A 22,045-nucleotide genomic window follows, 5' to 3' on the forward strand; every position below is an offset into this window, starting at 1 on the left:
TTTCGGCGGTGCTCGCGCGGACCGGCCCCACCAGGGGTTCCGCGCCGCGGGGACGGCGGGCGGGTCGCCTGGGGCGGCAGGGGAGGTTGGTTCCCACCGGGGCCCCATATCCGTGTTTACCCGGATATCCATGGCCCTGGAGCACCCTGCTCCGGTTCTGCAACTATCGGCCAGCAGAGCAGTTCCCCCGCGGGAAGAGGAGCTGCCGTCCCCGAGTGCGGCCGCGAACACAGCATGACGCGGCCGCCGGATAGGAGTGGGTTCGATGGCAAGCAACCGTTCACTGCGCAGGCGCTCACAGCCCCTGCCCATGCCGCCACTGCGCACGCGCCGATCGTGGGGTCAACGAAGCAGACAACGCAGGAGGCGGTCCCTGTGGGCCGTCCTGACGGTGGTGCTCACCGTGGTGGCCGGCGGACTGGCCACCGCCCTCGCGGCCAACAATGCCGCGCCCGCCGCCGCGCCCAACCCGAACTGCTCGCTGATCATTCCGGCCAACCCCTTGACCGCACAGGGCCTCGCCACGCCCTACCAGTTGACCGCGACCAACGCCGGCGGCGGCCCGTGCAACGAGGCCAACGCCAACCAGTCCGCCTTCGTCGAGGCGGCGATCCTCACCAACAACGGCCAGTTGACGCTCTACGACCCCCTGGTGATCGACCAGGGCACCCAGCCCGCCGCTGCCACCGTCACCCCGCAGGTGCCCGCCGGATCGACCGTGGGCATCTGGTTCGGCTTCAACGGCACCAACCTCACCCTGCAGTCGGCCAACGGCGCCAACGCCCTCCAGCAGGGCAACTGCGTCAACGGCACCCAGGGCTCCATATTCGGCCAGTTCTCCTACTGCAACGCGCCGGCGTTCTTCCAGACGGCCAACCAGCAGATCCAGGCCAACATGCTGCAGGTCCCGGCCGCCGGAACGGCCAAGGACGGCCAGGCCTGCCCCACCGTGCGTGACTTCTCCGTGGTCGACCAGGACCAGAGCGACAACGTGGTGACCCACTACGTGGCAACCGGCAACGGGACGACGGCGCAGAACAACGCCGCGAGCAAGGCCGCCCTGCAGAACCAGAACCTCGTCGACCTGGCGAACGGCAGCGACAACCTGCTGCTCACGCAGTTCATCGACCCGGCCCTGGGCTGCACGCCGTGGACCCGGCCCGACCAGTCGAGCGACGGCGCGGCGTCCGCGGCGCTTCCGCTGGACGAACTCTCGGCCGCAGCCAACCAGCAGGCGCCCATCGCCCTGGTTCCGCTGAACGACCCGATGACCGTCAACAACAACAACCAGGACCCCAACAAGGCCAACCTCTACCGCCAGGGCGTGGACCAGACGCCGATCGGTGGCGCGGACAACGGCAGCGGCACCACGTACTGCCAGAGCTTCTTCGGCTCCGCCAACGGCATCCAGCGGGTCTTCAAGGACCAGGCGATGTTCCAGAACGCGCCGTCGGTGGACGCGGCGATGGCCACCAACCTCTTCACCTTCCTGGCCATGCGAGCCAACCAGAGCTTCACCAACCTGGGCTGCGGCGGCCTGCTCAACGCCGCCAACCCGATCACCCTGACGATGAACGGCAACGGCGTCGTCACCGCGGCTACCTTCACCCCGCTCGGCCAGACGACCCCCGTCGCGGCCGCCAGTTGCACGCCGTCCGCGAGCGCCGGCGCGCCTACGGCGGCGGGGACCGCGAGCGCCTCGGCGCCGGCCGGCATGTCGGCCACGCCGACAGCCGGTTCCGCCGGCGCGTCGGCCCCGGCAGCCGGCACCGCACCGGCAGGAGTCGGTAGCGCGACAGCGATGGCGAGCACCGGCACCGCGCCGACGGCAGTCGTCGGTACAGCCACCTCGGTGGCCGGTACGGCAGGCGTGCCGTCGACCGCCGCCGCCATGCCGTCGGCAGGCAGCACCTGCACCGCGGCCGCCGGCTCGTCCGCCCCGGCGGCCGGCAGCAGCACCGGCACGGGTGCCTCGGCTTCGCCCATGCCGACTGCCACCTTCGGCGGCGGCACGGGGATGAGGCACCATCACCACCACATGTGACCGACCCCTGGTCACCGCATAAGAGGTGCCGCAGGCTCCCGGAGCCTGCGGCACCTCTGTGTCTCCGGTGATTTTGTGTCTCCGGTGATTTTGTGTCTCCGGTGACCTGAGCCATTTCCTGCACAGCTGCGCAGTTTCGGTCGACTTTCGAGCGGCCCTCGAAATGCGGAATTCACTGAGCAATGCACACGGAATGGTTCGGCCCCACGCCGTTTCCGCTCAGGTGGTGACGAACTATCAGTGGGAGCCACCCCACCGGACACCCACCCCACCGGCCACCCACCCGGCCGGACACCCACCCGATGGCGCATCAAGCAAGGCACTGGGCCCCCCGAGCGCTTCGCTCGGGGGGCCCAGTGCCTTGGGGTCAGCGGGTCACCAGTGGGAGCCCGCGTTGGTGCTGGAGGAGGGGGTCGGCATCGAGGCCGAGGTGCCCGGTGCGCCGCCAGCCGTCAGCGAGGGCATCGGCGAGACGGACACGCTCGGCGAGGGGGACATGGTGGGTGAGGACGTCGGGGAGGAGGACGTACCCGACAGGCTGACCCGCAGCCGGGCCAGGAAGAGGTGCGTGGTGGTGGGCCAGCTGCCGCCGCGGTGGTAGGAGGCCGGGGTCTGCTGGACGAACGCCCAGGCGAGGTCCCCGTTGCCGAGCACCACGATGTTGCCGGAGACATGGATCGTCAGGACGAGATCCACCGTCAGGAACCGGCCCTGCGAGTCGACCAGCCGGAAGTGCGTACCCGCGTACTGCCCGTTGCGGTAGGCGTCCCAGGTGACCAGCATCGCGTTCCGGCCGTAGGGCGCCATGTGCACGTTGAGGTTCTGGGTCGACTGGTCGCCGGTGAGGACGACCGAGTTCGCCTGCTTCCAGTGGCTGCCGTTGAGGAAGACGAGCACGACCTGGTCGGTCTTCCAGCGCGGGTTCACGCTCCAGGTGAGGCTGCTCTTCTTGTAGGTGACGGGGCCGCGTGCGGAGAGGGCGACGACCTGGCTGCCCTTGCCGTTCGTCATCTGCTCGACGCTGCTGCTCGTCGAGGACCCGGAACCGCCGTCGTCGTAGCAGGTCCCGTAGGAGGTCGAGCCCGAGGAGAGGGAGCGTCCGACGTCGCCGCGGCAGCCCCACTCCCAGCCGCCGGGGAGGACCTGTCCGGAGCCCCCGACCAGGACCATCTTGTCGCCCCACCGGCCGGACGAGGAGCCGCTCGTGCCGTGCACGGTGAAGTACGCCGTGTACTGGCTGCCGTTCCAGGCGAGTTGGCCGTTGAGCGCCGGTGAGCTGTCACGGCTGGACGAGCCGGTCAGCTTGACCACGAAGACCAGCCGGCCGTTGGCGACCCGGATGAGCGCTGCTGCGGTCTCGCCCATCCTGTTGTGATCGGCGACGCGGGTCAGCAGGGTGAAGCCGTTGTTGAAGGCGACCAGGCCGCCGACCTCCCGGGCCCCGTTGATCACCACGTCCGGCCCGCGCCGCTGCAGGTTCCGGTCGACGGGCGTGACGTGGATCGAGTTGGCCGCCTGCCAGGCCACCTCCAGCGTTCCGTTGGGCGCGACCGCGGTGACGGTCCGTGTCCAGGTCGGGATGCCGTTGGTGGACGGGGACAGGAAGCTGAAGGCGGAGCCGAGCTTGACCGTCGTGACGGAGATGTTCGCCGCGAGGGTGCTGCTGCTCATCATGGTGGGCGCGGTGACCGCCGCCGAGACCGGAGCAGGAGCTGCTCCGCCGACCGGAGTCGAGGTGCTGGGCGGTGCCCCGGACACCGGGGTCGACGGCGGCGCGACGTCCGCGAACGCCAATCCGCCGACCGCGGCGAGGGCCATCGCCACCGGGATTCCGATCACGATCCGGCGCTTGCGCCGGGCCGCACGATCCCTGACTTTTATTCGCATGCCGGGCATTTCTGCTCCCTTTCGCTTGGACGGGATACAGACTGCCCCTCCCGGAGCCCAGGAGTCCGCTCCGGAAGCGTTGTGTAAGACAGCGGTAATGCGGCGCCTTCTGCGTCAGGAATTCCCGCTCCCAAGGGAATTCACCCGATCACCGAACTCGCGTGGGCCGCGAGGACTCGCCACGCGCCGTCGGCGTGGACCCAGGTCCGGGTGTAGCGGAGCCGAGCCGCGAAGGACTGGCCTGCGGCCGTGCCCTTGAGACCGGCCAGCACATGGGTGATACCGGTCGTACCGGCGACCCTCAGCCGCAGGTCCTCCTGGTCGAACGCCTCGACGACCAGGGTCCGGGTCCGGTGGGCCTCCAGGTCCTCCTCCTTGGTGAGGCAGCGGCCGTCAGGACCCGTGTAGACGACTCCGTCGTCCAGCAGCCGGTCCAGCGCCTCCACATCGCCCGAGCGAACCGCTGACTGCAGTTCCCGCTCGGCGTCGCTCAGAGCAGCCTCGAGTGCGGTCTGATCCATCGTCATACCCTGGTCCCCCTCGTCCGATCGGCCGCTCGGTGCACGTGGCCGGCTGGGCCACAACGCTACCGTGCGCGAACGGGTCCGGCTCCGCCGCATCCGCGGCGGAGCCGGACCCCGTCCCTCTCATCGGCCTAGCGGTGCGCCGTGCTCACTGCACGACGGACCAGATGAAGGTGGCCGAGCCCGACACCCCCCTCGGGTCGGTCGCGGTCACCGTCACCGTGTAGGTCCCCAACGTGCTGCCGGCGCCGGAGACCGTGCCGTTCGACGCGATCGCGACGCCGGGCGGCAGTCCGGTCGCGGTGAAGGCGAGGGTCTGCGACGCGTCGGAGTCCACGGCCTGCATGGTGAAGGAGGCCGCCGCGCCCTTCGGGCTGCTGTAGCCGAAGGGGTTGACCACGCCGACCGTCTCCGCGCCCGGCACACCGGAGTTCGGTGTGACGTTGGCGCTGACCGCCGTGTTGGTCAGGGAGACGCCCGCGCCGGAGGCTCCTGCGGCGATCTGGCCGGTCAACTCCTTGGCCAGGCTGGTCGATCCGGTCAGCGGCAGGCTGTTGGACGCGTCCCCGACCTTGATCGAGTAGCTGCCCGCCGGGGCCTCCCACTGGTTGTCCGCCGCCGACCAGGAGGCCAGGTCGTGGATGCTCAGCGGGAAGGTGACCGTCGCGCTCTGCCCGGGGTTGAGCGTCTGCCGCTGGAAGCCCCTGAGCTGTTCCGGCGGATCCTGTCCGGCGGCCGGGTCGCCGACGTACAGCTGCGCGACGTCCGCGCCCGCCACCGACCCGGTGTTGGTGACCGTGGCGGTCACCGTGGCCGTGCCGTTGGCGTTGAAGGCGCCGACGTTCAGGTTGGAGAAGGAGAACTTGGTGTAGGACAGTCCGAAGCCGAACGGGAAGGCAGGGGTGATGTTCTGCGACTGGTACCAGCGGTAGCCGATGTTCACGCCCTCGCTGAAGTCCACCCCGGTCGAGGTGCCCGGCCACTGCGCGGTGGTCTGCGCCGGGACCTGGCTCAGACTGCTCGGCAGGGTGACCGGCAGCTTGCCGGACGGGTCGGCCGTGCCGAAGATCAGTGCGGCCATGGCGGCGCCGGTCTCCTGTCCGCCGTACCAGTTCTCGAAGACCCCGGCGACCGAGTTCAGCCACGGCATGACCACCGGCGAACCGCTGTTGATGACCACGACGGTGTTCGGGTTCGCCGCGGCGACGTCCGCGATCATCGTCTCGTCGGTGCTGGACAGGTCCAGCGTGGTGAGGTCGGACTCCTCGCCCTCCGGCGCGTTGACGTAGACGATGGCGTCGGTCGCGGCCTTGGCCGCGGCCACCGCCTGCGGGATGTCGGTGGTGCCGTTGTCGTTGCCCTGGGTGTAGCTGACCTTGACGTTGGGTCCGGCGGCGTTCTGGATGCCGGTGATCGGCCAGATCGTGTTGGAACTGGTGACCGTGCCGCTGCCCCCGCCGGCGAGTTCCACCCCGGCGCCGCCGTCGGTGCCGATCACCGCGATGGACTCGGTGCCGTTCGGGTTGAGCGGCAGCAGGCCGTTGTTCTTCAGCATGACCGTGCCCTCCTCGCCGAGCTGCAGCGCGGTCTGCTGGTGCGCCGCCGAGGTGACACTGGTGGAGAGGTTGCCGCTCTGCGGGTTGTCGAACATCCCGAAGGCGAACATCTGGGTGAGGATCCGGGCGGCGTTGGAGTTGAGCGTCGCCTGGCTGAGCGTGCCGGCCGTGAGGGCGGCGGACAGGGCGCCGGCGTCGGAGAAGGGCATCGCCACGTCCATGCCGGCCACGGTGGAGGGGACGCTGGAGTAGTCGGCGCCCCAGTCGGAGGTGATGTAGCCGCCGTAGTTCGCCTCGTCGTCGAGTCCCTGCTGCTGGATGTCGGCGTTCTGGCAGGAGGCGGCGCCGTTGACGACGGCGTAGGAGCACATCATCGCGGCCGGTGCGGACTGCTTGGCGGCGGACTCGAAGGGCGCCAGGTAGAGCTCCTCCAGCGACTTCTGACTGACCGTCTCATTGTTCTTCCCGTTGGGGTACTGCTCCTGGTCGTAGGCCGCGGTGTGCTTGACCATGGCCATCACGCCCTGGCTCTGCAGACCCTGCACCTCGGCCGTGGTGATCTGGCCGGCCAGGTACGGGTCCTCGCCGTAGGTCTCGTAGGTCCGGCCCCAGCGCGGGTCGCGCACCAGGTTGGTGGTCGGGCCGAGTGAGACGTTCACCCCCTTTCCGGCGAACTCGTTGCCGATCGCCGTGCCCTCCTGCTTGATCAGCGCCGGGTCCCAGGTCGCGGCGGCGTTCTCGCCGTCCGGGAAGGCGGTCACGCCGCCGGCCCCGTCACCGACGCCGTTGGGGCCGTCCTCCATGTTGGTCGGCGCTATGCACAGGTTGGGAATGCCGGGGATGTGCCCGATGTAGGACGTGGTGCCGTCGCCGGCGACCAGGCTGAGCTCCTCCGACTGGTCCATGGTGTCGAGCACCTGCTGCACCCGCTGGGCGACCGGCGCGGTGGAGCCTACCCAGGAGCAGCTGCCGTTGCCGCCGCTGCCGTTGCCGCCGCTGATCGGGGCGACCGTGGTCAGGCCGTAGACGCCGAGCTCGAAGATCGAGTACCCGAACTGGGTGGCGCGCGCGGTCCCGTTCATCCGGACGTAGCGGGCGGTCACCGAGAGCGGGAAGGACTGGTTGCCGCCGGTCCCGGTAGTCGTGGAGTAGACCGTGGTCCAGGCCGAGCCGTCGGTGGACACCTGGAGCGAGAACCCGGTGGCGTACGCAGCCTCCCAGAGCAGGCCCACACTGCAGATCTGCTGCTGCGAGCCGAGGTCGACCTGCAGCCACTGCGGGTCGCTGGCGGCGCTGGACCAGCGGGTGCCCGGGTCGCCGTCGGTGGCGTCCGGTGCGGGGTAGTCGGTGGCGTCCTGGGTCGAGGAGGCCGTGGTCGGGTGGTCCAGGGCGAGGTCCTGGGTGCCGCAGTACTCGGTCGGGCCGCCTCCGCCTCCCCCGCCGCCGCCGCTGGATCCCTGGGTGAAGGCCAGGTAGTGGTAGTTCCAGCCGTTGGCGTCCTGATCGAGGGTCAGTGTCTGCACGCCTGCCGCGAGGGTGATGCCGACGGTGACGGTGGTCCAGGTCTGGTAGCCGCCGGTGTTCGGCACGGCGACCGGGCCGGTGAGGTTGGTGCCCGAGGCGTTCGCGATGTGCAGCGCGTCGGTGATCGCGTAGGGCGAGGCCACCCGGAAGCTGACGGTGTAGATCCCGGCAGTGGCCACGGTGACCGTGTAGTTGAACCACTGCCCCGCCGCCGTCCAGCCGACGTCGTAGGGCGCACCGGCCCCGGTGGCGTCCTGGGTGTCGGCCGTGGACTCCAGGTCGACACCGTCCGACCGGTAGCTGTCCGCGGTGCCGTTGGCGGCGGCGACCTTGTACGCCACTCCGCTGCCGCCGGTGTCGTAGTTGGCCCCCTGCACCGTGCCCGGCACCGCACCCGGCGTGCCGCCGAAGGGCTGGTCGCTGCCCGAGCCGCCGGATCCGCCGCCGGCCGAGCTCAGGGTGAAGGCCAGGTTGTGGAAGTTCCAGCCGTTGGAGTCCTGGTCGACGGTCAGCGTCTGCACCCCGGCCGGCAGGGTGACGCTGGCGGTGACGGTGGTCCAGGTCTGGTAGCCGCCGGTGTTCGGAACGGCGACCGAACCGGTGAGGTTGGTCCCCGAGGCGTTCGCGATGTGCAGCGCGTCGGTGATGCCGTAGGGCGAGGCCACCCGGAAGCTGACGGTGTAGATCCCCGCGGTGGCCACGGTGACGGTGTAGTCGAACCACTGGCCCGCTGTGGTCCAGCCCACGTCGTACGGGCCGCCGGCCGCGCTGGTGTCCTGCGTGTCCGCCGTGGACTCCAGGTCGATCCCGTCGGCGCGGTAGGCGTTGGCGGAGCCGTTGGTGGAGGCGACCTGGTACGCCACGCCGCTGCCGCCGGTGTCGTAGTTGGCGGCCTGCACCGTACCCGGCACCGCTGCCGGAGTGCCCCCGAAGGGCGCGCTGCCCGCGGCGAACGCCGCGCTGCGCACGCCGACCAGCGACACGGCGAGCAGGGCCACGACGGTGAGCAGTGCACGGAACGCGGGCCTGCGACGGGCCGGCCGGGATCTGCCGCGTGCGGACGCCGGCGGCCGTGGGAGGGGGAAAGGCTTCATTGCGTTCCCTTCAGTTGCCAACAGGGCATGGCGTATGCCGGTAGGGCATGGCGTATGCCGGTAGGGCATGGCGAAGCACAGCCGGGTGGTGGTGGCTGGGCGCTCAGGTGTCGTCACAGCAGTCTCAGAGAGCGCTCTCTAGAGAGGTTTAAGGTAGCGCTACGGACATGTCAAGCGTCCCGCCGACCGCACCGGTACCGGAACCTGTCCACCCCTCGCCCGACAACTGACGGGGCCTCACCTGTCGCTACAGGCAAGGCCCCGCCGGAGCTGTTCGCAGTGGTGCCGGTCAGGCCGGGTAGTCCCCTGCTGCGAGGTCTTCGAGCAGGCTCGGACCGGTGGGCTGCCAGCCGAACCTCTCACGGGTGACGGTGCTGGTGGACGGCTGGTCGATGCCGAAGATGGTGCCGAGGAAGCCGAAGCCCTCGGCCGGGACCGCTTCGGTGGGCAGTCCGAGTTGGCGGCCGATGGCCTCGGCGATGGCGCGCATCGGGTCGCCTTCGTCGGCGACCGCGTGGGCGACGGTTCCCGGGGCGGCCTCCTCCAGGACCAGCCGGAAGAGTCGGGCGGCGTCCTGGCAGTGCACGGCCGGCCAGCGCTGGGCGCCGTCGCCGACGTAGCCGGAGACACCGGTGCGCCGGGCCGCCTGGATCAGGACGGAGGCGAAACCGAACCCGGTCCGCTCGCCGCGGCCGTGGACCGAGCGCGGCAGCCGCACCACTGCCGAGCGCACGCCCTGGGCGGCGAGGTCGAGCACGGCTCGGGCGTTGCGGCCGCGGCCCCCGGCCGGGCCCTCGGTCGGCGCCGGGTCGTCCTCGGTCGAGGGACGGCCCGCGACGGCGGGGGTGCCGGACGCGATCACCAGCGGTTTGCCGCTGCCCTTGAGGGCGGCGCCGAAGGCCTCGACGGCCAGGCCCTCCTCGGCGACCGACCCGGCGAAGTTGCTGAAGTCGTGACCGAAGGCGAGGTGGATCACCCCGTCCGCCTCGCCGGCGCCGGCCCGCAGGCTGTCGGGGTCGGCGAGATCGCCGCGGAACGCGGTGGCCCCCGCGGCGGTGACGGCCTGCGCCGAGGCGTCGGAGCGGGCCAGGGCCAGGACCGTGTGGCCCGCGGCGATGAGTTCGGGGACGACTGCGGACCCGATCAGCCCGCTGGCACCGGTGACGAAGACGCGCATGGGAACTCCTCCAGGCTATGGGACCTTTGTCCCATCACCGTACACCAGTGATGGGACAAAGGTCCCATGGATAGGATGGACCAATGCCCCGATGGGAACCCGACGCACGCGAGCGGCTGGTCGCAGCCGCACTACACCTGTTCACCGAACAGGGCTACGACAACACGACCGTCGCGGAGATCACCGAACGCGCCGGCGTGGCCAAGAGCACCTTCTTCCGGCTCTTCCCGGACAAGAGGGAAGTCCTGGCCGCCGGGCAGGAGGTGCTGTCGCGGCTCCTCACCCAGGGCATCGCCGCAGCGCCCGAGGACGCCTCGCCGCTGGCCGCGGTCGCCGCCGGTCTCGACTGCGCGGCCGAGGCCATGACACCCTTCAACCGCGAACTCGCGCCCCGCGTGCGCGCCGTCATCGCCACCAGCGCCGAACTCCAGGAGCGCGACCAGCTCAAGCAGGTCGGCCTGGGCGCGGCCATGGCGGACGCGCTGCGCGCCCGCGGCGTGCCGGACCCGGCCACCGCCCTGGCGGCCGAGATGGGCGTGCTCGCCTTCAAGGACGCCTTCGCCGCCTGGACCGTCCCCGGCAATGAGCGTGAGCTGGGCGAGCTGGCCCACGAGGCGCTGGACCGGCTGCGCGGCTCACTCACCGACCTCGGCTGACAACCGCCCCCTGCGCACCGGAAGGTGACGGCCCGGTAGCGGGGATCGTCCAGTCGGGCATCCAGGTCCCGGCGTCCTCGCGGCCGGGAGCGGTGGCGGCGAGGTGGGCGCGGAGGGCGGCCAGCGCCGGGTGGGGGTTGTCGCGGTGCCAGAGCAGCGAGTGCGGGTAGACGGGCGTCGGGTCGGTCACCGGGATGCGGCGCAGCCCGTAACCGGCGGGCCAGACCAGGCGGGTGTGCCCGCCCGTGAAGGTGGCCAGGGCCGGGGTGTCGGCGACGGTGTCCAGGAGCGCGTCGGAGCCGAAGTTGGGGCCGGTCGCCTCGATGGTCAGACCGAACTCGGCGACGAGGTCGTCGTAGTAGGCGGCCCACTCGGTCCCGGGGACGATGCCGGGCATCCAGATCCGGTGCCCGGCGAGCTGGGCCAGGGTCACCGACCGGGCGCCCGCCAGCGCGTGGGCCGAGCCGGTGAGCAGGTCGAGGTGTTCGTCGAGCACCCGGACGCACTCGATGTCCTCCGGCAGGGGCCGGCCGGGCACGGTGACGGCGCGGAAGGACGCGTCGATCGCACCGGACCGGATGGCGGCGACAGCCGCGTCGATGTCGAACATCATCACCACGTCGAGCTCGATCTCGGGCTGCGCGCGATGGAAGCCCCGCATCAGGCCCGACGCCGCGCCGCGCGAGGAGAGGATGTCGACGCGCAGCGGACGGCGGCCGGTGCGCACGGACGCGACCGCGCGCTCGGCGATGCGCACCAGTTCGCGCGCGTGGGGCAGGAAGGCCTGACCGTCGATGGTGAGCTCGGCGCCGCGCGGGGTCCGGGTGAAGAGCCGTACGCCGAGGTTGCGCTCCAGCGCGGCGATCCGCTTGGAGACGGCCTGCTGGGTGAGTCCCAACTCGGCGGCGGCCTGCTGGAACTGCCCCGCATCGGCGGCGGCGGCGAAGGTCCGGACGGTGTCGAGGTCCACGTCGGCACCCTACAGGTACAACCGTTGGTTGTGGCTGGACGGCTCCGTGGTTGTTTGACCTCCGGGTACGGCACTCGCTTTGATGCTGCTGATCGCGGATCGGTTGTGCGGGCGAGTGGCGAGGGGCGGTCGGACATGAGCAGCGGGCACCGGCTGGGAGACCTGCTCGGGCATCGGCTGGGGTGGCGGTTCGGGTGGCTCTGGGGAGCCTACGGGACCAGCGCGCTCGGCACCTGGCTCGCCTTCGGCGCGTTCCCGCTGATCGCCATCCGGGTGCTGCACTCCGGACCGGCCGAGGTCGCCGCGCTCTCCTCGGTGGGGGCGGCGGTGGGCGCGGCCGTGGCGGTGCCGCTCGGCCCGTGGGTGGAGTTCCGCCGCAAGCGGCCGGTGCTGATCGCGATGGACCTGGCCCGGTTCGCCGCACTGCTGACCGTCCCGGCCGCGTTCGCGCTCGGCGTGCTCACCTTCGTCCAGCTGCTGCTGGTCTCGGTCGTGGTCGCGGCCGCCGACATCACCTTCCGAGCCGCCTCGGGCGCCTACCTCAAGACGCTGTTGCCGGCCGAGGACCTGCTGGTCGCCAACGCCCGGTTCGAGTCCACCTCGTGGACCACCACGATCATCGGACCGCCGCTGGGCGGCGCGGCGATCGCCCTGCTCGGTCCGGTGGCGACGGTGGTGGCCGACGCGGTCAGCTACCTGCTCTCGGCGCTGGGCATCCGCGCGAGCGGGAGCCAGGAGCCCCGGCCGGAGGACCGGGCGGGCGTCCGTATGCGGCCCGGGGACCTGCTCGACGGCTGGCGCTACATCCTCGCCGACCCGACGCTGCGCCCGCTGTTCTTCAACACCGCCCTGTTCAACGGTCTGGTGATGGCCGCGCAGCCGCTGCTGGCGGTACTGATGCTCGGCCGGCTCGGGTTCGCTCCGTGGCAGTACGGCCTCGCCTTCGCCGCCCCCTCGGTCGGCGGGCTGCTCGGTTCGCGACTGGCCCGACCACTGGTCACCCGGTTCGGGCAGCACCGGGTCCTGGTCGCGTTCGGGGCGCTGCGCGTGCTCTGGCCCGTCGGCCTGGCGTTCGTCGGACCGGGCAGTCGTGGGCTGCTGCTGGTGATCGGCGTGGAGCTCGGGATCATCTTCTGCTGCGGGGTCTTCAACCCCGTCTACGCCACCTACCGCCTGGAGCGCACCGCGCCCGAACGGGTCACCCGCACGCTCTCCGCCTGGACTGTGTCGACCAAGGCCTCGACGGCGCTGCTGACCGCCGTCTTCGGCGTGCTGGGAGGCCTGCTCGGCCCGCGTACGGCCATCGGGCTGGCCGGCGTGCTGCTGCTGGCGACCCCGCTGCTGCTCCCCCGCCGCGCGGCGGCAGGTCACCCCGAGGCGGCGCCGGCAGCGTCGCCCAGCCGCGCCTGACGCGTCGACAGCTCGGATCGCTCTAGAGTGCTTGAGTCTCCAGAAGGACCCCCGGGAGGAGAACTCCGGATGCTCACCCCTGACGTACGCCGCGCCCTCGACGGCACCTCGCTGGCCCACCTGGCGAGCGTGCTGCCGAACGGGTCGCCCCACTCCGTCCCGCTCTGGATCGGAACCCGGGGCGATCACATCGTGTTCCTCACCGGCCCGAACTCGCGCAAGGCACGCAACCTGCGCCGCGACCCCCGAGTGGCACTCTCCCTGACGTCGGCGGACAACCCCTTCGAGCCGGTCATCGTGCGCGGCCGCGTCGTCGAGTGGCTCGAGGGCGACGCCGCTTGGACCGTCATCGACGAGTTGGCCGTCAAGTACACCGGTCAGCCGTACTCGCGCAGCGAGGAACGCGTGGTCGGGGTGATCGAGCCCGAGCGGCAGCGGGTCGGTATCGGCTGAGCGGTTCGGGTCACGACCCCGTGTCGTGATCCCTGTCCGTCATGGATCGGTGACAGGGTCGACGACCATGGCGACCGATACCACCGTGCCCCTCCCCGGGAAGCTCGTTGCCGTCCAGCTGAGACTGCTGCCCTGGGCGGCGCTGATCGGGATCGCCTGCTCGGCCGTCCTGCTCGGCGTCGGCAAGGTCGAGGAACTGATCCACCACCTGCTGTGGCAGCACCTGCCCGGTTGGCTGGGCATCCACGACGGCGCCCACAACCGCTGGTGGATCGTCGCCGTGCTGACGTTCGTCGGCCTCGCCGTCGGCCTGACGGTCCGTTACGCCCCTGGCCACGCCGGGCCCGACCCGGCCACCGAGTCGCTCGTCGCACCGCCGATGCCGGTGGCCGTGCTGCCGGGACTGCTGCTGGCGACCGTACTGGCGCTCGGCGGCGGCGTCAGCCTGGGGCCGGAGAACCCCATCACCGCCGCCAACATCGCCCTGGCCTGGTGGTTCGCCCACACGGTGCTCAAGCGGCAGGACACCGCGACCTGGGTCGCCCTGGGCGCCGCCGGCACCGTGGGCGCACTGTTCGGCACCCCCGTGGCCGCCGCACTGATCCTGTCAGAGGTGCTGGTCAGCCGTCCCGGGCAGCGCATGTGGGACCAACTGCTTGCCCCGCTTCTGGCGGGCGCCGCCGGTTCGCTCGCCACCACGGTGATCGGCGCGCCGTCACTGTCGCTGACGCTCCCGCCCTACCGGGGCTTCGAACTCGTGGATCTGGTCTCCGGCACCGTGATCGTGCTGTCGGCGACGGCCCTCGGAGTCGCCGGCGCCTACGCCTTCCCCTATCTGCACACGTGGTTCCACTCGATGCGCGCCCCGGTCCTGATGCTCGGCGTCGGCGGCCTGTGCCTGGCCGTCCTGGGCGCGATCGGCGGGGAGATCACCTTGTTCAAGGGCCTGGACCAGATGAACGAACTGGTGACCGGGCTGCCAGGATTCGGCAACGCCCAACTGCTCATGTACGCCTTGGTCAAGCTTGCCGCCCTGATCACCGCCGCGACCTGCGGCTTCCGCGGTGGACGGATCTTCCCTGCCGCGTTCGTCGGCGTCGCGGCCGGCTGCCTCTCCCACGGGCTCGTGCCCGGCGTCCCGCTCGCTCTGGCCATCGGCGCCGGCGTGATGGGCATGGTGACCGCAGCGACCCGGCAGGGCTGGCTCAGCCTCTTCATGGGCGTGGCGATCACCGGCGACCTCAAGCTGCTGCCGGTGCTGTGCGTGCTGATCATCCCGGCCTGGCTGCTGTGCGTCGGCCGCCCGCCGCTGCAGATCGAGCACCCGCAGGCATGACCAGCCACCGGACCTGTCGCGCTGAAACCGACGTACGGCGGCACCCCGGTCTACGCCCCGATCACGCTCCGGCTCCACGGCAAGCAGGGCTGAAGTGCCGTCAGGTGCTCAGCACGACGGCCGAGCCGTGGCCGAACAGGCCCTTGTTGGCGGTGATGCCGACCCGGGCACCGTCCACCTGGCGTCCGCCCGCGCGGCCCTGGAGCTGCCAGGTGATCTCGCAGACCTGGGCGATGGCCTGAGCGGGCACCGCCTCCCCGAAGCAGGCCAGCCCGCCGCTGGGGTTGACCGGGATCCGCCCGCCCACCGCGGTCTCCCCGTCCCGCAGAAGCTTCTCCGCGCCACCCGCCTCGCACAGCCCCAGGTGTTCGTACCAGTCCAGTTCCAGCGCCGTGGCCAGGTCGTAGACCTCGGCGACGTCCACGTCCTGCGGGCCGATGCCGGACTGCGCATAGGCCGCGTCGCCGATCGAGTCCATGAACCCCCGTGTCGGCGGGGCGGCCACGGCCGTGGAGTCGGTGGCGATGTCCGGCAGCTCCAGCACCGTGTTCGGATAGGTCGGCGTGACGCTCGCGACCCCCCGGATCCGCACCCCGGGCGACGCCCCGCCGTGTCGGCGGTAGGCCGCCTCGCTCATCAGCACCAGCGCCGCCCCGCCGTCGGAGGTCGCGCAGATGTCCAGCAGGTGCAGCGGATCGGACACGATCGGCGAGGCCAGCACCTCCTCCGCGGTGACCGCCTTCCGGTACCGGGCCCGGGGGTTGGCCAGACCGTGCCGGGCGTTCTTCACCTTCACTTCCGCGAAGTCCTCGGCGGTGGCCCCGTGCAGGTCCATCCGGCGGCGCGCCGCCAGCGCGAAGTACGCCGGGTTGGTCGCCCCCAGCAGCCGGAACCGCAGCCAGTCCGGGTCCGCGGGCCGATCACCGGCGTTCGGCGCCAGGAAGCCCTTGGGCGTGGTGTCCGCCCCCACCACCAGGGCGATGTCACACAACCCGGCCAGAATCCGGGCCCGCGCCGTGTCGATGGCCATCGCGCCCGAGGTACAGGCACCGTAGGCACTCGCCACCTGCGCCCCCGACCAGCCCAGAGCGCGGGCGAGGGTGGCGCCGGCGACGTACCCCGCATAGCCGTTGCGGACCGTCTCCCCCGCTGCCACGAACTGCACCTCACGCCAGTCCACCGCGGCGTCCGCCAGGGCCTCCGAGGCGGCCCGCACGCCGTACTCGACGAACGGACGGCCCCACTTGCCCCAGGGGGTCATCCCGACCCCGGCCACGATCACGTCGTTCACCGCGCCACCCCCGCCGGACGCCACTTCCAGATCGTGTACTCGTGCTCGTCGTCGCAGAACAGCGTGTCCACCACCAGCTCCACCCGCGCCCCCACCCGCAGGTCCTCCACCGAGACCCCCGCCACCGCCTGGCCCAGCACCACCAGCCCGCTGCCGTCGACCTCCACCGCCACCAGCGTGCACGGCTCGTACGGTTCCAGGGCCGGAACGAAGGGAGCCGGCGGCTGGTACCGCAGATCCGTGTAACTCCACACGGTGCCCCCGGGCCCCAATCTCACCTCGGTGAACTCGCTCCCGCCGCAGGCCGGGTTGGGACAGCGGAAGCTCGCGGCCGGAAACGCCACCGCGGCGCAGCCGTCGCACCTGCTGCCGACGAGGGCCGGTCCACCGTCCTCGGTGAACCAGCCCTCCGCGCCCAGCGCGGGCGTCCTCGTCCTCATCGCACCCCTTCCCAAGCCCGGAGCCGGAGCCGCAGTTCAGGTCGTACCTGACGGGTCTAGCCCATGGCGCTGTGACTTGGAAGGGGCACGCGACCGGTGATCGCTCACGCCGGCCCTGCGGGACTACGGCGGGTCAGGCGCGCACATACAGCGCCGAGCGGCCCGCGTACCGGGCCTGGGAGCCGAGTTCCTCCTCGATGCGGATCAGCTGGTTGTACTTGGCCGTGCGGTCCGAGCGCGACATCGAGCCGGTCTTGATCTGTCCGCAGCCGGTGGCGACGGCCAGGTCGGCGATGGTGGTGTCCTCGGTCTCGCCGGAGCGGTGCGACATGACCACCGTGTAGCCGGCTTTGTGGGCGGCGTCGACCGTGGTCAGCGTCTCGGTCAGGGAGCCGATCTGATTGACCTTCACCAGGATGGAGTTGGCCACCCCCTCGCGGATGCCGTCGCGCAGCCGGTCGACACTGGTGCAGAACACGTCGTCGCCGGTGAGTTGGCACCGGTCGCCGAGGACGTCCATGAGCAGCTTCCAGCCCTTGAGGTCGTCCTCCGCCATCGCGTCCTCGATGGACGCGATCGGGTAGCGGGAGACCAGGCCGGCCAGGTACTCGGCATGCTCCTCGACGGTGCGCTCGACGCCCTCGCCCGCATAGTGGTAGACGCCGTCGCGGAAGAACTCCGAGGTGGCCGGGTCCATGACCAGGGTGATGTCCTCGCCCGGGGTGTAGCCGGACCGTTCGATGGCGTCCACCACGAACTGCAGCGCCTCGTCCGCGGTGCTCAACGCCGGGGCGAAGCCGCCCTCGTCGCCCACGCCGGTGCTGTGGCCGGCGTCGGACAGCGACGTGCGCAGGGTGTGGAAGACCTCGGAGCCCATCCGGACCGCGTCGAAGAAGTTCTCCGCCCCGATCGGGGCGATCATGAACTCCTGGAAGTCCAGGGCGTTGTTGGCATGCGCCCCGCCGTTGATGATGTTCATCATCGGCACCGGCAGCAGGCGCGCGCCGGCGCCGCCGACGTAGCGGTACAGCGGCTCGCGGTGGGCGAGGGCGGCGGCCTTGGCCGCGGCCAGCGAGGCGCCGAGGATCGCGTTGGCGCCGAGGTTGCCCTTGTTGGGCGTGCCGTCGAGACGGATCATGGTCTCGTCGACCAGGGCCTGGTCCTCGGCGTCCAGACCGAGGAGCTCCCTGGCGATGGCGCCGTTCACGGCGTCCACCGCCTTGCGCACGCCCTTGCCGTGGAAGCGCGCGGGGTCGCCGTCGCGGAGCTCGACGGCCTCGTTCGCGCCGGTGGAGGCGCCGGAAGGAACTGCCGCCCGACCGAGCGAACCGTCCTCCAGCAGGATGTCGACCTCGACGGTCGGGTTGCCCCTGCTGTCGATGACCTCGCGTCCCAGGACACGGGTGATCGCAGTCATGTCTCTCCTAGGGTCGTCAGCTGAAAGCGCATCAGCTGCATCTGCATCAGTGCGGGTGGGGTGATGAACCGCTGTGCGGTCAGGAGGCGGCGAGCAGCTGAAGGGTGTCGATCACGCGGTTCGAGAAGCCCCACTCGTTGTCGTACCAGGCGACGACCTTGATGTGGCGGCCGTCGACCCTGGTGAGGGCCGAGTCGAAGATCGCCGAAGCCGGGTTCCCGGTGATGTCGGCGGAGACCAGCGGGTCGTCCGAGTACTCCAGCACCCCGGCCAGCGGGCCCGCCGCGGCGGCGCGGTAGGCCTCCAGCACGTCCTCGCGGGTCACGTCGCGGGCGACGGTGGTGTTGAGCTCGACGATGGAGCCCACCGGGACCGGCACCCGGATCGAGTCGCCCGACAGCCTGCCGTCCAGCTGCGGCAGCACCAGGCCGATGGCCTTGGCTGCGCCGGTCGTGGTCGGCACGATGTTGACGGCGGCGGCGCGGGCGCGGCGGGGGTCGCGGTGCGGCCCGTCCTGCAGGTTCTGCTCCTGGGTGTAGGCGTGCACGGTGGTCATGAAGCCGTGCTCGATGCCCGCCAGTGCGTCCAGGACCGCGGCCAGCGGGGCCAGGGCGTTGGTGGTGCACGAGGCGTTGGAGACGATGGTGTGCAGGTCCGGGTCGTAGGCGTCGTTGTTGACGCCGAAGGCGAGGGTGACGTCGGCGCCGTCGGACGGGGCGCTGACCAGGACCCGCTTCGCGCCCGCGTCCAGGTGCACCCGGGCGGCCTTGGCGGCGGTGAACCGGCCGGTGGCCTCGAGCACGATGTCGACGCCGAGTTCGGCCCACGGCAGCTGCGCCGGCTCGCGCTCGGCGAGCACCTTGATGCGGCGTCCGTCGACGACGAGGGTGTCCCCGTCGACGGCCACCGGGCGGCCCAGGCGGCCGGCCGTGGTGTCGAAGGCGAGCAGCCGCGCGAGGGCGGCCGGCTCGGTCAGGTCGTTGACGGCGACGACGTCGAGGTCGCTGTCGCGCTCCAGCAGCGCGCGCAGCACATTGCGTCCGATGCGGCCGAAACCGTTGATGGCGATGCGGGTCATGACGCTGTCCTTCCAGGTCCGTTCGGGTACGCCTCCAGGCTCGCCCGGCGCGCGCCGCCGTGACAGCGGCGTGATCGCCATGGTCCGCAAGGATCGTGCCACCCCGGCCGGCGGCCCGACTGGGGGCCGCTGGCTGGCTGGGCGCGCACGCAGCGAATGAAGCAGAGCCCCGCCCCCCGGGGGGCTGCAACCGAACCGCGGTGGGCAAGTTGCAGCCGCACAGGGGCGCGGGGACTGCGCGCCCAGCCGGCAACGGTCAGCAGTCGACTCCGGGCCCCGCAGTGGCTACTCGCCCCGGGTGAAGGTGCGCCGGTACTCGCTCGGTGTGGTGCCGAGGATGCGCTGGAAGTGGAGCCGCAGGTTCGAGCCGGTACCGAGGCCGACCTCGGCGGCGATCTGCTCGATGCCGAGATGCGAGCGCTCCAGCAGCTCGCGGGCGGTGTCGATGCGGGCACGCATGATCCACTGCATCGGCGTGTACCCGGTCTCCTCGGCGAAGCGCCGCGAGAAGGTCCGGGGCGAGACCGCCGCCTCCCGGGCGAGGATGTCCAGGGTGAGGGGCTCGCCGAGCCGCCGCAGCGCCCACTCGCGGGTGGCGGCGAACCGCTCGCCGAGCGGCTCGGGCACGCTGCGCGGCACGTACTGCGCCTGTCCGCCGCTGCGGTAGGGGGCCGCGACCAGGCGTCGGGCGGCGTGGTTGGACGCGGCCACGCCGAGGTCGCCGCGCAGGATGTGCAGGCACAGGTCGAGGCCGGAGGCGGCGCCCGCCGAGGTCAGCACGCTGCCCTCGTCGACGAAGAGCACGTTCTCGTCGACCCGGACCAGCGGGTGCTTCGCCGCCAGCGCCCGGGTGTAGTGCCAGTGGGTGGTGGCGCGCCTGCCGTCGAGCAGGTCGGTGGCGGCCAGCGCGAACGCCCCGGTGGAGATCGCGGCCAGCCGCGCGCCCCGCTCGTGGGCGGCCAGCAGCGCGTCGACGACCGCCTGCGGCGGATCCTCGCGGTCCGGGAACCGGTAGCCGGGGATGAAGACGATGTCGGCCCAGACGAGGGCCTCCGGACCATAGGCGACGCTGTAGGACAGCCCGTCGCCGCCGGTCACCATCCCGCGCGCCGCACCGCACACCCTCACCTCGTACGGCATGCTGGCGCGGGTCGTGAACACCTGCGCGGGAATGCCCACGTCGAGCGGTTTCGCACCCTCCAGGACCAGGACGGCGACACGGCGGCGACGCGAGACGGGCACGGGACGATCGTACGTGCTGGACCGGCCTGGCCTGCGCACGCCGCGATCCGGCGTGGTGTCCGAGGCGACCGGGTCCTCCGCGTCGGACCCGGACTCGCGCTCGGGCGTGCGGCTCGGATCGAGTAGCATTCTCACGATCATGCAGATGATGCCATGTCAATATCGGGCATCCCCCTGCATGTTGGGACCTCCACAGCGAACTGACGGGTCGAGGAGAGACATGACTGCCGAGAACTGGGACTGGGCCGTATCCGACGGCAGCCTCCCGGCCAGCGTCGACCTGCGCACGGACATACCGCACCCGGCCCGGATGTACGACTACTACCTGGGCGGGAAGGACAACTTCCCCGCCGACCGCGCCGCCGCCGCACAGGTGGTCCAGCTGCTGCCGAGCGCCCCGGCCGGCTCCCGGGCCAACCGGCGCTTCCTGGGCCGGGCGGTGCGCTACGCCGCCGAGTTGGGCATCCGTCAGTTCCTGGACATCGGCACCGGCATCCCCGCCTCCAACAACACCCACGAGGTCGCCCAGGCGGCGTCCCCGGACGCCCGGGTGGTCTACGTCGACAACGACCCGATCGTGCTCACCCACGCCAGGGCCCTGCTGCGCGGCACCGCCGAGGGCCGCACCGCCTACATCGACGCCGACTTCCGCGACCCCGACTCGATCCTGCAGGCCGCACAGACCAAGGAGCTGCTGGATTTCACCCAGCCGGTCGCGCTGCTGGTGGTGGCCCTGCTGCACTTCTTCTCCGACACCGACAACCCGCAGGCGCTGCTGGCCCGCTATGTCGAGGCCCTGCCGCCCGGCAGCCTGCTGATCCTGACCCACGGCACCGGCGAGCTGATGGACCCGGAGATCGCGGCCCGGATCGAGGACACCTACACCAAGTCCGGACTCAACATCCGCTCCCGCACCCATGTCCAGGTGCTGGAGTTCTTCAAGGGCCTGGAGCTGGTCGAGCCCGGTCTGGTGCCGGTGCACGAGTGGCGCCCGGACCCCGACAACGAGGACGACCGGCTGATGACCCGCGAGGAGGTCGCCGGCTACGGGGGCGTCGCCCTCAAGCGCGGCTGAACGGACGCCATGTCCGGACTTCGTGTCGATCTGCCCCATCCGGCCCGGATGTACGACTACTACCTGGGAGGCAGGGACAGCTTTCCGGCGGACCGCAACGCCGCCGCCCGGGTCGTCGCGCTGTTCCCGCAGGTCCGCAGCACGGCCAGGGCCAACCGCCGGTTCCTCGGCCGGGCCGTGCGCTTCGCCGCACGGCAGGGGATCCGGCAGTTCCTGGACATCGGCACCGGTATCCCCACCGCCGACAACACGCACCAGGTGGCGCAGACGGTGGCCGCCGACGCCCGGGTGGTCTACGTCGACAACGACCCGATGGTGCTCAGCCACGCCCGCGCCCTGCTGCGCGGCAACGCCGAGGGCCGCACCGCCTTCGTCGACGCCGACTTCCGCGAACCGGCGGAGATCCTGCGCTCGCCGCAGGTCACCGAGGTGCTGGACTTCTCCCTGCCGGTCGCGCTGATGGTGGTCTCGCTGCTGCACTTCGTCCCCGCCGAGGACCGCCCGGAGCAGGTGCTGCGGCAGCTGAAGGACGCGCTGGCCCCCGGCAGCGCGCTGATCCTCTCGCACGCGACCGACGCGTTCACCCCGCCGGAGATCGCCGCCCACGTCCTGCGGACCTACACCGGCGCGGGGACCAGCCTCACCCCGCGCAGCCACCGCGAGGTGCTGCGCTTCTTCGACGGCCTGGACCTGGTCGAACCCGGCCTGGTGCCGGTGCACCGGTGGCGCACCGAGGACGCCGAAGACCTCGGCCTGACCAGCGAGGAGGTCGCCGGCTACGCCGGCGTGGCGCTGAAGCCGGGCCCGGGAATTGCAACCTGATCCTCATCCCTTCTTGACACGGTCCTCAGGACCGGAGCACAGGATGAGG

At 71.4% G+C, this 22,045-nt stretch carries 17 protein-coding genes; 7 read left to right on the forward strand and 10 right to left on the reverse strand.

Going from position 1 to position 22,045, the window contains the following annotated elements:
- Positions 1 to 391: 391 nt before the first annotated feature.
- Positions 392 to 2,044: a hypothetical protein gene (locus TR46_RS40725; protein ID WP_063770534.1), complete on the forward strand. Its 1,653-nt coding sequence runs from the start codon at positions 392 to 394 to the stop codon at positions 2,042 to 2,044.
- Positions 2,045 to 2,419: 375 nt separating this feature from the next.
- Here the strand turns inward: TR46_RS40725 and TR46_RS05950 are convergent, their stop codons facing one another.
- From TR46_RS05950 to TR46_RS05965, 4 genes are all read right to left on the reverse strand, one after another.
- On the reverse strand, positions 2,420 to 3,940 hold the full coding sequence (locus TR46_RS05950; protein WP_152626311.1) for a hypothetical protein: 1,521 nt from the start codon (positions 3,938 to 3,940) through the stop codon (positions 2,420 to 2,422).
- 131 nt (positions 3,941 to 4,071) lie between these two features.
- On the reverse strand, positions 4,072 to 4,458 hold the full coding sequence (locus tag TR46_RS05955) for a nuclear transport factor 2 family protein (protein ID WP_201776371.1): 387 nt from the start codon (positions 4,456 to 4,458) through the stop codon (positions 4,072 to 4,074).
- A gap of 145 nt (positions 4,459 to 4,603) precedes the next feature.
- Positions 4,604 to 8,533 (reverse strand): glycoside hydrolase family 3 C-terminal domain-containing protein, encoded by a 3,930-nt coding sequence (locus TR46_RS37695; protein ID WP_052432571.1) that lies wholly within the window; start codon positions 8,531 to 8,533, stop codon positions 4,604 to 4,606.
- Positions 8,534 to 8,918: 385 nt separating this feature from the next.
- Complete coding sequence (locus TR46_RS05965) at positions 8,919 to 9,806, reverse strand: SDR family oxidoreductase (RefSeq protein ID WP_042394652.1); 888 nt, start codon at positions 9,804 to 9,806, stop codon at positions 8,919 to 8,921.
- An 83-nt stretch (positions 9,807 to 9,889) separates the two neighbouring features.
- Here TR46_RS05965 and TR46_RS05970 point away from each other — a divergent pair, with 83 nt between their 5' ends.
- Positions 9,890 to 10,462 (forward strand): TetR/AcrR family transcriptional regulator, encoded by a 573-nt coding sequence (locus TR46_RS05970; RefSeq protein WP_042394655.1) that lies wholly within the window; start codon positions 9,890 to 9,892, stop codon positions 10,460 to 10,462.
- Here TR46_RS05970 and TR46_RS05975 read toward each other — a convergent pair.
- Positions 10,446 to 11,432 (reverse strand): LysR family transcriptional regulator, encoded by a 987-nt coding sequence (locus TR46_RS05975; RefSeq protein ID WP_042394659.1) that lies wholly within the window; start codon positions 11,430 to 11,432, stop codon positions 10,446 to 10,448. The two genes, TR46_RS05970 and TR46_RS05975, sit on opposite strands and share 17 nt — an antisense overlap.
- A 135-nt stretch (positions 11,433 to 11,567) precedes the next feature.
- Between TR46_RS05975 and TR46_RS05980 the strand changes: the two genes are divergently transcribed.
- From TR46_RS05980 to TR46_RS05990, 3 genes are all read left to right on the forward strand, one after another.
- Positions 11,568 to 12,842 carry an MFS transporter gene (locus TR46_RS05980; RefSeq protein WP_042394662.1) on the forward strand — a complete coding sequence of 425 codons (1,275 nt, stop codon included), beginning with the start codon at positions 11,568 to 11,570 and terminating at the stop codon, positions 12,840 to 12,842.
- A gap of 69 nt (positions 12,843 to 12,911) precedes the next feature.
- Positions 12,912 to 13,295 (forward strand): TIGR03618 family F420-dependent PPOX class oxidoreductase, encoded by a 384-nt coding sequence (locus tag TR46_RS05985; RefSeq protein ID WP_042394665.1) that lies wholly within the window; start codon positions 12,912 to 12,914, stop codon positions 13,293 to 13,295.
- Between the two features lie 67 nt (positions 13,296 to 13,362).
- Positions 13,363 to 14,631, forward strand: a complete 1,269-nt coding sequence (locus TR46_RS05990) for an ion channel protein (protein ID WP_042394667.1) — start codon at positions 13,363 to 13,365, stop codon at positions 14,629 to 14,631.
- Positions 14,632 to 14,731: 100 nt separating this feature from the next.
- Here the strand turns inward: TR46_RS05990 and TR46_RS05995 are convergent, their stop codons facing one another.
- From TR46_RS05995 to TR46_RS06015, 5 genes are all read right to left on the reverse strand, one after another.
- Positions 14,732 to 15,922: a lipid-transfer protein gene (locus TR46_RS05995; protein ID WP_269084242.1), complete on the reverse strand. Its 1,191-nt coding sequence runs from the start codon at positions 15,920 to 15,922 to the stop codon at positions 14,732 to 14,734.
- Complete coding sequence (locus tag TR46_RS06000) at positions 15,919 to 16,362, reverse strand: Zn-ribbon domain-containing OB-fold protein (protein ID WP_042394670.1); 444 nt, start codon at positions 16,360 to 16,362, stop codon at positions 15,919 to 15,921. The genes TR46_RS05995 and TR46_RS06000 overlap by 4 nt, the downstream gene beginning before the upstream one ends.
- A gap of 133 nt (positions 16,363 to 16,495) precedes the next feature.
- Positions 16,496 to 17,779 (reverse strand): phosphopyruvate hydratase, encoded by a 1,284-nt coding sequence (gene eno, locus TR46_RS06005; RefSeq protein WP_042394672.1) that lies wholly within the window; start codon positions 17,777 to 17,779, stop codon positions 16,496 to 16,498.
- A gap of 79 nt (positions 17,780 to 17,858) precedes the next feature.
- Positions 17,859 to 18,857 (reverse strand): type I glyceraldehyde-3-phosphate dehydrogenase, encoded by a 999-nt coding sequence (gene gap, locus TR46_RS06010; RefSeq protein WP_042394674.1) that lies wholly within the window; start codon positions 18,855 to 18,857, stop codon positions 17,859 to 17,861.
- Between the two features lie 285 nt (positions 18,858 to 19,142).
- A complete protein-coding gene (locus TR46_RS06015) occupies positions 19,143 to 20,099 on the reverse strand; it encodes a GlxA family transcriptional regulator (protein WP_042394885.1) in 957 nt (318 codons plus the stop codon).
- Positions 20,100 to 20,319: 220 nt separating this feature from the next.
- Between TR46_RS06015 and TR46_RS06020 the strand changes: the two genes are divergently transcribed.
- Together TR46_RS06020 and TR46_RS06025 are read left to right on the forward strand one after the other, a co-directional pair.
- Positions 20,320 to 21,174, forward strand: a complete 855-nt coding sequence (locus TR46_RS06020) for an SAM-dependent methyltransferase (protein WP_042394678.1) — start codon at positions 20,320 to 20,322, stop codon at positions 21,172 to 21,174.
- A 9-nt stretch (positions 21,175 to 21,183) separates the two neighbouring features.
- Positions 21,184 to 21,996: an SAM-dependent methyltransferase gene (locus TR46_RS06025; RefSeq protein ID WP_042394680.1), complete on the forward strand. Its 813-nt coding sequence runs from the start codon at positions 21,184 to 21,186 to the stop codon at positions 21,994 to 21,996.
- Positions 21,997 to 22,045 lie beyond the last annotated feature (49 nt).

Origin of the sequence: Streptacidiphilus carbonis, assembly GCF_000787775.1 — a bacterium.
Lineage (GTDB): Bacteria > Actinomycetota > Actinomycetes > Streptomycetales > Streptomycetaceae > Streptacidiphilus > Streptacidiphilus carbonis.

Bases quoted from the DNA above. Each gene is read 5' to 3' on its own strand.
- TR46_RS05950 (WP_152626311.1), bottom strand. From the start codon at position 3,940: ATGCCCGGCATGCGAATAAAAGTCAGGGATCGTGCGGCCCGGCGCAAG.
- TR46_RS05955 (WP_201776371.1), bottom strand. From the start codon at position 4,458: ATGACGATGGATCAGACCGCACTCGAGGCTGCTCTGAGCGACGCCGAG.
- TR46_RS05965 (WP_042394652.1), bottom strand. From the start codon at position 9,806: ATGCGCGTCTTCGTCACCGGTGCCAGCGGGCTGATCGGGTCCGCAGTC.
- TR46_RS05970 (WP_042394655.1), top strand. From the start codon at position 9,890: ATGCCCCGATGGGAACCCGACGCACGCGAGCGGCTGGTCGCAGCCGCA.
- TR46_RS05980 (WP_042394662.1), top strand. From the start codon at position 11,568: ATGAGCAGCGGGCACCGGCTGGGAGACCTGCTCGGGCATCGGCTGGGG.
- TR46_RS05985 (WP_042394665.1), top strand. From the start codon at position 12,912: ATGCTCACCCCTGACGTACGCCGCGCCCTCGACGGCACCTCGCTGGCC.
- TR46_RS05990 (WP_042394667.1), top strand. From the start codon at position 13,363: ATGGCGACCGATACCACCGTGCCCCTCCCCGGGAAGCTCGTTGCCGTC.
- TR46_RS06000 (WP_042394670.1), bottom strand. From the start codon at position 16,362: ATGAGGACGAGGACGCCCGCGCTGGGCGCGGAGGGCTGGTTCACCGAG.
- eno (WP_042394672.1), bottom strand. From the start codon at position 17,779: ATGACTGCGATCACCCGTGTCCTGGGACGCGAGGTCATCGACAGCAGG.
- gap (WP_042394674.1), bottom strand. From the start codon at position 18,857: ATGACCCGCATCGCCATCAACGGTTTCGGCCGCATCGGACGCAATGTG.
- TR46_RS06020 (WP_042394678.1), top strand. From the start codon at position 20,320: ATGACTGCCGAGAACTGGGACTGGGCCGTATCCGACGGCAGCCTCCCG.
- TR46_RS06025 (WP_042394680.1), top strand. From the start codon at position 21,184: ATGTCCGGACTTCGTGTCGATCTGCCCCATCCGGCCCGGATGTACGAC.